The 13080-nt window shown below is 43.5% G+C and carries 9 protein-coding genes; 4 read left to right on the forward strand and 5 right to left on the reverse strand.

Annotation, left to right across the window (positions count from 1 at the left end):
• Positions 1-21: 21 nt before the first annotated feature.
• The 4 genes from IPJ86_02490 to IPJ86_02505 form a co-directional block, all read right to left on the reverse strand.
• Complete coding sequence (locus tag IPJ86_02490; GenBank protein MBK7886194.1) at positions 22-999, reverse strand: polyprenyl synthetase family protein; 978 nt, start codon at positions 997-999, stop codon at positions 22-24.
• Positions 999-1940 (reverse strand): NAD-dependent epimerase/dehydratase family protein, encoded by a 942-nt coding sequence (locus tag IPJ86_02495; protein ID MBK7886195.1) that lies wholly within the window; start codon positions 1938-1940, stop codon positions 999-1001. Before IPJ86_02495 ends, IPJ86_02490 begins: the two co-directional genes overlap by 1 nt.
• A gap of 223 nt (positions 1941-2163) precedes the next feature.
• A complete protein-coding gene (rfbA, locus tag IPJ86_02500; protein MBK7886196.1) occupies positions 2164-3030 on the reverse strand; it encodes a glucose-1-phosphate thymidylyltransferase RfbA in 867 nt (288 codons plus the stop codon).
• A gap of 555 nt (positions 3031-3585) precedes the next feature.
• Complete coding sequence (locus IPJ86_02505; protein MBK7886197.1) at positions 3586-5991, reverse strand: MMPL family transporter; 2406 nt, start codon at positions 5989-5991, stop codon at positions 3586-3588.
• A gap of 446 nt (positions 5992-6437) precedes the next feature.
• Between IPJ86_02505 and IPJ86_02510 the strand changes: the two genes are divergently transcribed.
• Positions 6438-7460: an SPASM domain-containing protein gene (locus IPJ86_02510; protein ID MBK7886198.1), complete on the forward strand. Its 1023-nt coding sequence runs from the start codon at positions 6438-6440 to the stop codon at positions 7458-7460.
• Positions 7461-7514: 54 nt separating this feature from the next.
• Here the strand turns inward: IPJ86_02510 and IPJ86_02515 are convergent, their stop codons facing one another.
• On the reverse strand, positions 7515-8819 hold the full coding sequence (locus tag IPJ86_02515; protein ID MBK7886199.1) for an aminopeptidase P N-terminal domain-containing protein: 1305 nt from the start codon (positions 8817-8819) through the stop codon (positions 7515-7517).
• A gap of 490 nt (positions 8820-9309) precedes the next feature.
• On the opposite strand from IPJ86_02515, the gene IPJ86_02520 reads away from it, so the two are divergent.
• From IPJ86_02520 to IPJ86_02530, 3 genes are read left to right on the forward strand one after another with little or no spacing between them, the layout of a single operon-like run.
• The gene (locus IPJ86_02520) at positions 9310-10101 is read left to right on the forward strand and encodes a succinate dehydrogenase cytochrome b subunit (protein MBK7886200.1); all 792 of its coding nucleotides are present in this window, start codon (positions 9310-9312) and stop codon (positions 10099-10101) included.
• Positions 10102-10115: 14 nt separating this feature from the next.
• The gene (locus tag IPJ86_02525; protein MBK7886201.1) at positions 10116-12029 is read left to right on the forward strand and encodes a fumarate reductase/succinate dehydrogenase flavoprotein subunit; all 1914 of its coding nucleotides are present in this window, start codon (positions 10116-10118) and stop codon (positions 12027-12029) included.
• Positions 12030-12088: 59 nt separating this feature from the next.
• Positions 12089-12847 carry a succinate dehydrogenase/fumarate reductase iron-sulfur subunit gene (locus IPJ86_02530; GenBank protein MBK7886202.1) on the forward strand — a complete coding sequence of 253 codons (759 nt, stop codon included), beginning with the start codon at positions 12089-12091 and terminating at the stop codon, positions 12845-12847.
• The last annotated feature ends 233 nt before the right edge of the window (positions 12848-13080 follow it).

A 13080-nucleotide genomic window follows, 5' to 3' on the forward strand; every position in this document is an offset into this window, starting at 1 on the left:
AATATTTCTTCCTGAAAAGTTTTAGCTTTCTCTCTCCATCAACATAGCTGCGAGATCGCGCAGGGATCGGGTTTGATCAATAGTCAATGGGAGCGCATCCAGATGAGCCAGTGCATCCATGTAAAGTTGGTCCATCTTTGTTTCAGCAACATCACGTACATTCAGTTTATCATAGATAGCGGTCATACTTTTCACCTTCTCGTGAGTATCCGATCCACTATAATCCAGCCAGTAGTTCAGGTCAGACTGCACATCCGCCGTTGCCAGGTTGATGGCTGTTAACAAGAGAAATGTTTTTTTATTAGAGAGAATATCTCCACCCACCTGCTTCCCAAATTTAGCAGCGTCACCATACACATCCAGTATATCGTCCTGTAATTGAAAAGCCACACCCAGGTTCACTCCAAAATCATAAAGGTGATTCACCTCTGATGGCGCAGCACCTGCAATGGCCGCACCAATTCCCAAACCGGCTCCCAGCAAAACTGCCGTTTTCAAACGAATCATTTCGAGATAATTTTCAATACTAACATTTTCTTCTTTCTCAAAATCCATGTCCATTTGCTGACCTTCACATACTTCTAATGCCGTCTTCAGGAAGAGATTCATAACGGCCGGCATAGCTGAAATTGGTGATTGCATCATCAACTGGCACGACTTCACAAACATGGCATCACCGGAAAGAATAGCTATATTGGCGTTCCACTTTTCATGCACAGTTGGTTTTCCTCTGCGCAAAGGCGCATTATCCATGATATCGTCATGGAGTAACGTGAAATTATGGAAGACTTCAATTCCTGCTGCTGCCGGAAACGCCACTTCTGCTTTCCCATTGAACATCTTATTCGCGAGCAGAACGAGGACGGGACGCATTCTTTTGCCACCCAACGACAACATATAGCGAACAGGTTCATAGAGTGAAAGGGGTTGAACAGGAATATCCAACTTCTTCAGGTACTCTTCGATTCTATCCTGAAGTCCTACAATAACCGGATCCATTAGGCGGAGATCGTATGCCGTGCTGAGATGAGACGATGAATACCTTCATCCAGCGGGGTCAATTTCCGCTGAAGTAATTGTTTCATCAATGAAATATCAGGGCAGCGACGTGTCATATCCCCTTCCTTCAAGGCCGGCAGAAAAATTATTTTAGAGGACGATTCAGTGATGCTGATAATTTTACGAGCCAGATCCAGAATTGTAATTTCATAATCACTGCCAATATTGGCCACATCATTCACAATTAAATTTTGGTAAAAGGCATTGAGACAAGCATCAATATTATCATCAATATAACAGAAAGTTCTTGTTTGACTTCCATCTCCATAAATAGTAATGTCTTTATTAGAGAGTGCCGCAAAAAGGAACTTTGACATCACGAAATCGGTGCTTTGTTTAGGGCCATAAGTATTAAAGAAACGAAAGATGGTGAATTCAAGTCCAAATTCCTGTGCATATGCCCTGAGATAGGCTTCTCCAACATTTTTCACAATCGCATAGGGCAAGCGTGAATTCAAAGGGGTGGTATGTTCATTTTGAGGGAACTCTACCGGCTCTCCATAGACTTCAGAGCTGGAAGAAAAATAAACTCTCTTTACGCAGGTGTTTTTACAAAGATCCAGCACATTGCGAATACCATTCAGGTCATTGAGTACCATAACCGGATTTGCAAGAGTACGCTTCACTCCGACCAAAGCGGCATAGTGAAACACATAATCGAACGAAAACGATGAAAAAATGGTAGAGATATCATTGAAATTATTGACATCCGCTTTAATAAACTTCACATTATCGTGTACCGAAACCGGCAGCTTCGCATCGGAACCGGTCAGTAAATTATCAACGATAACCACGAAATTTTCAGCATTATCGGCAAGTCGCTGCGCGAGACAACTGGCAACAAAACCTGCACCACCGGTCACTAATATTTTTCTTTGCATAGCGAATAACCCTGTGAGGGTATTTTTGTTTTGGAATACTAAGCTATATACAAGCGGGTACCTTGTTGACAGAATAGTACTACGAAGTTACATAAAAAACAATCAAATGGAAGTTTCCACGAATAAAATATTATTTACAAAACAAACCAATTCTTTTATCGGAAAGTATTTGGCGAGAACATAAAATACAGAGGTTAAGCACAAAAAAGTTGTGGTAAATGATTTAGTGTTCTTCAGCGACAGATAATAAATACTTGCCATAACCACTTTTTATCAAAACCAGAGCAAGATTTGCCAGCTCCGATTTAGAAATAAAGCCCATTCTGTATGCAATTTCCTCAATGCAACCAATCTTAAGGCCCTGACGATCTTCGATTACCTGTACAAATTGAGCCGCCTGCATGAGCGATTCAAAGGTACCGGTATCTAACCAGGCCGTACCTTTATCCAGTATACCCACTTCCAAACGACCGGCTTCCAGATAAGCTTTATTCACATCCGTAATTTCATATTCACCACGGGGAGAGGGCTTCAATGATTTAGCAATACCGATGACATCATTGTTGTAAAAATAAAGTCCGGGTACTGCATAATTCGACTTAGGTGTAACCGGTTTTTCCTCAATACTTATCGCCTTTTTATTTTTATCGAACTGCACTACGCCGTAACGTTCAGGATCAGAAACATGATAGGCAAAAACAATTCCGCCTTCCGGATCAATATTTTCCTGGAGGAGTTGTTGTAATCCGGTACCATAAAAAATATTATCTCCCAGAATAAGTGCTACTTTATCATTCCCTATAAACTTCTCGCCAATCACAAATGCCTGGGCCAATCCGTTCGGCTCCGGTTGAATGGCATATTCAAAGTTACAACCCAGCGTTTTGCCATCTCCCAGCAGCTTCTTAAACTGAGGCTGATCATGCGGAGTAGTGATGATAAGGATTTCATTGATGCCGGCCATCATTAAAACACTGATCGGATAATAGATCATCGGCTTATCATAAACAGGCATCAACTGCTTACTCACAGCGATAGTAAGCGGGTGAAGTCTTGTCCCTGAGCCTCCGGCTAAAATGATTCCCTTCATATAATATTTGGTCTGTGAGTTAGAATTATGTGGATTACGAAATACGAAACGTTACGAAAGTACGAAATTTAGGAGTTTTTGGTTACAAGTGTGAATGGGATTATGTGGTGAATGAGGCGTTATGGATTATTACGTTAGAGGAAACGAAGAGTTACGAAATACGATTACGAAATACGAAAATACGAAAGTGCGAAATACGATTACGAAATACGAAAATACGAAAGTGCGAAATACGAAAGTGCGAAATACGAAAATACGAAAGTGCGAAATACGATTACGAAATACGAAAATACGAAAGTGCGAAATACGAAAGTGCGAAATACGAAAATACGAAAGTGCGAAATACGAAAATACGAAAATACGAAAGTACGAAAGTACGAAATACGAAATACGAAACCTGCCTGCCGGCAGGCGGGTACGAAAATGCGAAATACGAAACCTGCCAATGGCAGTTAAGTACGAGAATAAGAAAGTGCGAAAGATTAATGGTGGTATTATCCTCCCAGCGTAGCGTTCCTCCATTCTCGTCAGTTGACGAGAGATCCTACACTCCTACTAGTCCTTTTCAGGTGTATCGGATTTGCGGATTTCGAGGTCGTTGAGTTCGATGTCTTCTTCTTCTTCGTGGGTTTCGAAGAGTGGTTCAGAGAGGAAGGCCTTGGTAGTGAGACGTCGTTCGAGACTCAGAAGAAAGGTGGGGAGTAATATGATATTGGCAATCATCGATACGACCAGGGTTACACTTAAAAGTTTACCAAGGGCAGCTGTTCCTCCGAAACTCGAAGCACTAAATATGAAAAAACCAAAGAATAGTATGACAGCAGTATACACCATACTCACTCCTGTTTCACGGATAGTAATAGTAACGGCGTTGGATATACTCATTACAGGATTAGACCGCATCTCATGCCGGTATTTGGTAAGGAAATAAATAGTCTGATCAGAAGCCATTCCGAAAGCAATGCTGAAGATAAGAATGGTAGAGGGTTTTAAAGAGATACTAAAAAATCCCATGAGCCCTGCAGTTATAATAAGAGGAATAAGACTGGGTAAAATGGAGATCAAAATCATTCTCACCGACATGAATAATGTTATCATGATAATGGAAATCAGCACAATGGCCAGCAAAATACTTTCCATCAGATTTTTAAACATATAATTATTCCCTTTCAGAAAAATGAGGCTATTCCCTGTAATGGTAGTCTCATACTTTTCAGGAGGAAAAATAGAATCTACACGGGGACCTAACTCTTTCATCAGTGTTTCCATCTTCAAAGAGCCAATGTCCGCCATCTGGACACTAACACGTGTGAACTGTCGGGTACTGTCAATGAAACTTTTAAACATCTGACCTTTGCCTTTCATATCTCCGACAAAAGAGGACATCTCTGCTAACTGCAAGGCCCCGGGCAACACATAAAAGCGGGGGTCATTATCGTTATACGCCTGATAACTGAATTTAATACCATCTACCACCGACAAAGGCTTTGACATTATCGGATACTGGACCAACATTTTCTGCAGCCTGTTAATTTTCTGCAGCGTCACCTGATCCAAAGCACCTCCTTCTTCTCTGGTATTAATAGAAAATTCGAGCGGTAAAACGCCCTTGAAATTGCTCTCAAAAAATTTCATATCCACATACACCGGATCTTTCTTTGGCAGATCATCTACAACAAATCCGTTGGTTGAAATTTTAGTGATACCGATTACGCTAATCAAAACAATAACAGCAACTACTGAATAAATTGTTTTGGGATGATGATACACCCATTTCTCTACCTTATCCAGCATCTTGTTTAATCGTGGAGCATTCAAGTGTTTCAGGTGCTTCACATTGGGAGGCGCCAGATAACTAAAAACGATGGGAATAAGGAACAAAGAAATTAACCACGTGGCCATAACGTTGATAGCTGCTACCAAACCAAACTCCATCAAAATGCTGCTATGTGTAAAATAAAAAACGAAGAAGCCAATAGCTGTCGTGAGATTGGCCAGGAAGGTAGTGAAGCCAATTCGCTGCACCATTCGCGCTAAGGCTTTCGCCTGACTAAAATGCCGGCTGTATTCAACCTGATACTTATTCAATAATAAAATCGAGTTGGGTATTCCGATAACGATGATGAGCGGAGGAATCAATCCGCTAAGAATCGTGATTTTATACCCGAGTAACGCAATGGTCCCCACTGACCAGACTACACCCACACCTACCACGATCAAGGAAAAAAATAATACCTGAAAAGTACGGAAGAAGACAAAGAGAACGAGGGCTGTAACTAAAACGGCCAGCACCATGAACATCTTCATCTCTTCTACAATCTTACTGGTGATTTCAGTGCGGATATAAGGCAATCCACTCAGATGTACGGTGAGTTTATTCTTCTCTCCAAACGCCTCTGCTCTTTCTTTGATTTGTTGAACAACGGCTATCCGGTTCTTGGTATTCAGCTTAGCTCTATCAAATGTAATCGCCATAAGGGTGGCACCTGTCTCTGAATTCTGAATAAAGTTTTTATAAAAAGGGAGATTGTTTATAGCATCACGAATACTATCCACTTCGGATTGGGTGGATGGTATTTTCGAAACAATGGGCACCACATCAAATTTCTGAAGTGAATCATTGCGTTGAACAGTATAGAGTCGTGAAACGGAAACCACGGCTTCAATTCCATCGAGTGCCTTAATTTCATCACCCAGCGTATACCAATCGCGGAACTTCGACAATTCATAAAAGTTTTTGTCTTCCACACCGAGTACCATTACACTTCCATCTTCACCAAACTTCTTCTTAAAGGATTCATAGGCTTTAAAGTCAGGATCCGACTCCGGCAAAATCCGGGCAAAGTCATACGACAACTGTATTTTGGTTGCCATATAGCCCATAAATACCGTGGTTACCCCGATTATAATCGTGAGCCACAGTCGATTACGTAAAATAAACCTTGAGAGCCAGGTAAACATTGTGTTGTATAAGTGGTGTAAAAGTAGCTAATTTGGGCTTTGTGCTGCCGGCTACCGGCTACCGGCTACCGGCTGCTGACTACCGGCTGCTGGCTGCTGGCTACTGGCTGCTAGGTACTGGCTGAAAAAAACAATTTTTGTGAAATTTACACTTTCGATACTTCTGAAACTTTAAACCTTGAACTTTAAGGACCTTAAACCTTAAACTTTACCAAAGTCACTTATCGATTGAAATCCTAACATATTCAAATAAAAAATTCTTAATTCCAAATAGAAAAAACTGAATAACTTAAAGAAATAAATACAGCCGGTACTATATAGTTCCTGCTCTATAGCAAATAGCTGGAAGCCGGTAGCCGGAAGCTGGTAGCTGGTAGCTGGTCGCCGGAAGCATTTTTAAGGAACTAACGTTACGGAAGGAAGAAACGTTTTCGTAATTTCACACCATGAACAGGAATTTACGTGATGGATGGAATTTTTTGAGTAAATCGAGTCCGGGGAGAGTGATCAATGCCATTAAAGTACTGAGCAGCTTTTATTATTCACGCTATACCGGAAAACCTTCACAATGGGGATTACCTATTTCACTTTCCTTTGAACCCACTACCTCCTGCAATTTACGTTGTCCTGAATGTCCGAGCGGGTTGAGGTCATTTACCCGTCCGACCGGCATGCTGGAAGGAGATTTCTTTAAGAAGGTGATTGATGAACTTTCCGATACACTCTGGTACCTGATCTTTTATTTTCAGGGAGAGCCTTATTTGAATCCCAGGTTTCTGGAGCTGGTAAAATTCGCATCTTCCAAAGGCATCTATACGGCGCCCTCCACCAATGCGCATTATCTAACGGAAGAGGCTGCCCGAAAAACGGTGGAATCAGGTCTAGACCGTTTGATCATCTCTATAGACGGAACCACGCAGGAAGTCTATGAGCAATACCGGATCGGTGGAAAGCTGGAGAAAGTTATTGAGGGGACAAAGAACATCGTAAAATGGAAACGCGAATTGAAATCCAAAACACCGCATATCATTTTTCAATTTTTAGTCGTGAAGCCCAATGAACATCAGATTTCAGAAGTAAAACAGCTTGCGAAGAAATTAGGTGTTGACGAAGTAGGATTAAAGACGGCCCAGGTTTATGATTTCGAAAACGGTAATGACCTAATTCCATCCATCGACAAATACTCACGGTATGCACAGCAGAAGGATGGTAAATGGAAAATCAAGAACTTCTTAAGCAACCATTGCTGGAAATTATGGCATAGCTGTGTCATTACCTGGGACGGCAGTGTTGTTCCTTGCTGTTTTGACAAAGATGCCTGGTATAAGATGGGCAGTTTGCAAACACAACCTTTCAAAAGTCTCTGGCAAGACACCGCCTATCAAAATTTCCGGGCCTCCCTCCTGCGCTCCCGCAGTGAAATTGAGATGTGCAGAAACTGTACAGAAGGGACCAAGGTTTGGGGATAGTTTACAGAGCGAGGAACAGAGCGAGAGCGAGGAACAGAGCGAGAGCGAGGAATACTACGCGTGATGTTGTGCTTCACGCATGAGTTCTTCAATGTCTTCTATTTCTAAAGGGATAGCCGACATGAGATCGATGGGTGTCTTGCTGGTAACGAGAATGTCGTTTTCCAAACGGATACCGAGTCCTTCTTCGGGAATATAGATGCCGGGTTCACAGGTAAAGACCATCCCGGGTTGCATGGGTTGGTACCGATCACCGATATCATGTACATCCAAACCGAGGAAATGAGAAGTTCCATGCATAAAATACTTTTTATAGGCCGGTAATTCGGGGTTCTGATTCTTCACATCTTCCTTGCTGATGAGTCCCAACGTAATCAATTCTTCCTCCATACATTTTCCCACCTCCACATGATATTTCTCTATTGTATTGCCGGGGATAAGCATTTTTGTTGCTGCCTTCATCACACGGAGTACTGCATTGTACACATCACGCTGGCGTTCTGTAAACTCTCCGCTGACCGGCACACAACGGGTCAGGTCTGCAGCATAGTTGGCATATTCTGCTCCAAAGTCGAGGAGGATCACATCGCCGGCTTTACACTCCCTGTTATTCTCCGTATAATGTAACACGCAGGCACTTGGACCACTGGCAATAATCGGGGTATAAGCGTGACCGTTAGCACGTTTACGGATAAACTCGTGGGTGATTTCTGCTTCAATCTCATATTCCATCACGCCGGGTTTCACAAAACGCAAGACACGACGGAACGCTTTTTCCGTGATATCCATAGCGCGTTGCATGAGTTTGATTTCGATATCGTGTTTGATGGAGCGTAAATGTGCGAGCACGGGTCCTGAACGTTCAAAACGATGAGCCGGATACGCGGCCTTCATTTGCTGGGCGAACCGTAACTCACGGTAGGGGACATCCGAAACAAAGCGGTCATTCTCATTGATATTCACGAGTACGGTTTCGCAATGATTCATCAGCATAGGAATAATGCTATTGTAATCTTCCGTCCAATATACACTTTGTATACCTGAAGCGGCACGGGCTTCATCCTTCGTATATTTATGTCCTTCCCAAACCGCAATATGTTCATTGGTTTTACGCACAAACAAAATTTCCTTATACTTAGGAAGTGGTGCATCGGGAAAGAGCACAAGAATCGTTTGTTCCTGATCAATGCCGGTAAGATAAAAGAGATCAGAATTCTGGCGGAAGATAAAGTTCGCATCACCATTGCGCGGCATCTCATCGTTGGCATTGAAAAACGCAATAGATTTCGGCTTCATTTGAGCGGTGAAGCGTGCGCGGTTGGTGGTAAAGAAGACGGGGTCGATTTGTTGGTATTTCATATAATTGGAGGTTACAGGGGGTTACGATTATACGAAATTACGAATATTCCCGTGAAGCGTGATCAGGAAGCTGAACCTTTTCAGCTTCCTGATCTCTGCTTCACGGGATACGAATATACGAAATACGAATATGCGAATCCGCGAATTTTACGAATGCACGAAATTGTACGAATGGTATGGATTTTTTAATGGGTTTGGGAGGAATCAGCGAAAATCATGAATACGCCAAATTATATAAAGTCCCGGCGAATCGGCGTAAATCGATAAGAATCCGCGAGATCCGCGTTCCAAGATAGATTTAGAGGATAATAGTATATTTTATGAACAGCTGCGGGTTAGGTTGGGCTGACAATCAAAGATTTAGGGAGGTTCAAATTTAGGAGGTGATTTTAAAAGTTTGTATGGCGGTTCCGACTAAATTTGTATCCTCTTATTCCGTAAACCGAAATCCACCTCAAACTGTTATATTACCCAGTTATCAATAAGCGTTATGACGAAATTCTTTGAGTTCCTGAACTCATCCGTTGGGCGAAAATGGCTGATGGCCCTCACCGGTCTCTTCCTGAGCCTATTCCTGATAGTTCATGTATCCGGCAACCTGCAGCTCTTCAAAAATGATGGCGGCATGGCCTTCAATCAGTACTCGGTCTTTATGACCACCTTTCCTCCTATTAAGATCGTTTCTTATCTCTTGTATGCTACCATTCTACTGCATGCAATTAATGGTTTTTACCTGGTGATTCGCAATCAAAAAGCGCGTCCCGTGAAATATGCGAGTAAGAAAGACACCCGTTCCACCTCCTGGGCATCCCGCAATATGGGCATTCTCGGGACAGTGTTATTGATTTTCATCGTGACGCATATGATCAATTTCTGGTACCAGTATAAATTCGGTGCGATGAATTGGAAGACATATGTGGTGGAAGCCACAACCGGAAAAGTAGTGAAAGAGGATATGATTCCCGCCGCAGATGCTGCCACACAAAACCTGCAACCGGTAACCATGGATTATATGGGTAACACGATCATCATCTGTAAAGATTTATACGCGGTGGTGGCCGAAGCCTTCAAGAATCCTGCTGTAGTTGCCTTCTATGTGATCAGCATGCTGGCACTTTCGTATCACCTCCTCCATGGATTCCAGAGTGCATTCCAGACGATGGGTATCCGCCGTAAAAAATTTGAAGGAGTGATTAAGGGCATAGGCACCTTCATCTTCGCCATCCTCATCCCTGCCCTCTTTGCCGCCATGCCCATTTTCTTCCTCTTCGTTCACAAATAAGCATCTCCATCGAAATGAATCTCGATTCTAAAATACCTGCAGGTCCACTCGCTGAGAAGTGGGATCGTCATAAATTCAGTTGCAAGCTCGTTAACCCGTCCAATAAACGTAAATACGATGTGATCATCGTGGGTACGGGTTTGGCCGGAGCTTCAGCCGCCGCCTCTCTCGCTGAGTTAGGCTATAATGTTAAAACCTTCTGCTTCCAGGATTCGCCCCGTCGAGCGCATAGTATCGCCGCGCAGGGTGGAATCAATGCCGCAAAGAATTACCGTAACGACGGAGATAGCGTTTATCGTCTGTTTTATGATACCGTGAAAGGTGGTGATTACCGTGCCCGTGAAGCCAATGTACATCGACTCGCTCAGGTGAGTGTAAATATCATCGATCAATGTGTCGCGCAAGGTGTTCCCTTTGCCCGTGAGTACGGTGGTTTATTGGACAATCGTTCCTTCGGTGGTGCGCAAGTGTCACGTACTTTTTATGCGAAAGGTCAAACCGGACAGCAGTTGTTGCTGGGTGCTTATTCCGCCTTGAATCGTATGGTGGGTGAAGGAAAAGTTCAAAGTTATACGCGGCATGAGATGTTGGAGTTGGTGATGGTAGATGGACAAGCCCGCGGCATTATTGCCAGAGATATGGTCACCGGAGAAATCCAACGACACAGTGCACATGCTGTTGTTCTGGCAACCGGCGGATACGGAAATGTATTTTATCTTTCTACGTATGCACGCGGTTCTAACAGTACCGCCATCTGGAGATCACATAAAAAGGGAGCTTATTTTGGTAATCCCTGCTTTACACAAATTCACCCGACCTGTATTCCGGTTTCCGGCGATCATCAATCGAAGTTGACACTCATGTCGGAGTCGTTGCGGAATGACGGACGCATCTGGGTACCGAAACAAAAAGGAGATACACGTAAGCCGGCAGATATTCCTGAAGACGACCGCGACTATTATCTCGAGCGCCGTTATCCTTCCTTCGGAAATCTTGTTCCTCGTGATATTGCCTCCAGAGCAGCGAGAGACATGTGCGATAAGGGGTATGGTGTTGGAAAAACCGGCCTCGCTGTTTACCTTGATTTCAGCGATGCAATACGCCGTATGGGAGAGAAGACGGTAGAATCCAAATACGGAAACCTCTTTGATATGTATAAGCAGATCACCGGTGATAATCCGTATCAAACACCGATGATGATTTATCCTGCAGTGCATTATACGATGGGCGGATTATGGGTAGATTATAATCTGATGACTACGATTCCCGGATTGTATGCTACCGGAGAAGCGAATTTCAGTGATCACGGCGCTAATCGTTTGGGGGCCTCTGCATTGATGCAAGGTCTGGCAGATGGGTATTTCGTTTTACCCTATACGATTGGGGATTATCTGGCCGACGTGGAACGCAAACCTATCGCTAACGATTCTCCGGAATTTATGGAAGCAGAGAAAGTGGTTAAGGAAAGACTCTCGAAACTGCTCTCTATCAAAGGAAATAAAACAGTTCACCAGTTTCATCGCGAATTAGGGCTCATCATGTGGAATCATTGCGGGATGGGCAGGAATGAGATGGGATTGAAAGAAGGAATAGAAAAAATACGCGGATTGAGAGATGAATTCTGGAAGAACCTGTTGGTACCGGGCAGTGATCTGGAACTCAACCAGAACTTAGAGAAAGCGGGCAGGGTAGCCGACTTCCTTGAGCTGGGAGAACTGATGATGGTAGATGCACTTCACCGCAATGAAAGTTGTGGCGGGCATTTCCGTGAAGAGTATCAGACACCTGAAAACGAAGCATTACGTGACGATGAAAACTTCGCTTATGTAGCAGCATGGGAGTATAAAGGTGATGGACAGCCGCACCAGCTTCATAAAGAAAATCTGGTTTTCGAAAATGTTAAACTCACACAACGATCTTATAAATAATTTCAGAGAGAAAACGGCCATTGCACGCATTGCAGATGACCGCCAATAAAATAATAATCATGAGTGGAAATATGAATCTTACACTGAAAGTCTGGAGACAAAAGAACGTCAAAGAAAGCGGACGATTTGAAACATATACAGCAAAAAACATCAGTCCTGACATGTCCTTTCTGGAGATGCTCGATGAAGTGAATGAAGACCTCATCAAAGGTGGCAAGGATCCTATTGCTTTTGACCATGACTGCCGGGAAGGCATTTGCGGGATGTGCAGTATGTACATCAACGGACGCGCACATGGTCCGGTAAAAGGGGTTACGGCATGTCAGTTACATATGCGCAGTTTTGTAGATGGAGATACCATCACTATCGAGCCCTGGAGAGCAGCAGCTTTTCCCGTGCTTCGTGATTTAGTGGTGGACCGCACATCCTTCGAGCGCATTCAGCAGGCAGGTGGTTACGTTTCGGTCAACACCGGTTCTGCTCCCGATGCTAACGCTATCCCCGTACCGAAAGACAATGCCGATGAGGCGTTCAACTCTGCAGCGTGTATCGGGTGTGGTGCTTGTGTTGCGGCCTGTGTAAACAGTTCGGCGATGTTGTTCCTTTCCGCGAAAGTGTCTCAATATGCCTTATTACCTCAAGGCCGTGTGGAGGCCAAGAGACGAGTGGCCAACATGCTCAAGGCCCATGATGATGCCGGTTTCGGGGCATGCACCAATACGGAAGCCTGCGAAGCGGAATGTCCTAAAGGAATTTCTGTTACTAATATCGGCCGGTTAAACCGTGAGTTTGCCGCTGCTTCTATTAGTGGAGAATAAATTCTTGTATTGCTGCTGGCTACCAGCTGCCGGCTACCGACTCATAGCTTCCTGATGTATTCCTAAAACAGGAAGCCATCGCTTTCAGAGTGAATTTAATCGGCGATTATCGGTTTAATCCGCCAAATCTGTGTTCCCTATAGGATAATTTACTCCGACAAACCCCATAGAACCGTAGTTTTACAGGTATTTTGTTTAAAGTTTACGGATTATTTATCGCTTTTTGTCCAATA

The organism is Bacteroidota bacterium, from assembly GCA_016713925.1.
Taxonomy (GTDB): Bacteria; Bacteroidota; Bacteroidia; order AKYH767-A; family OLB10; genus JAJTFW01.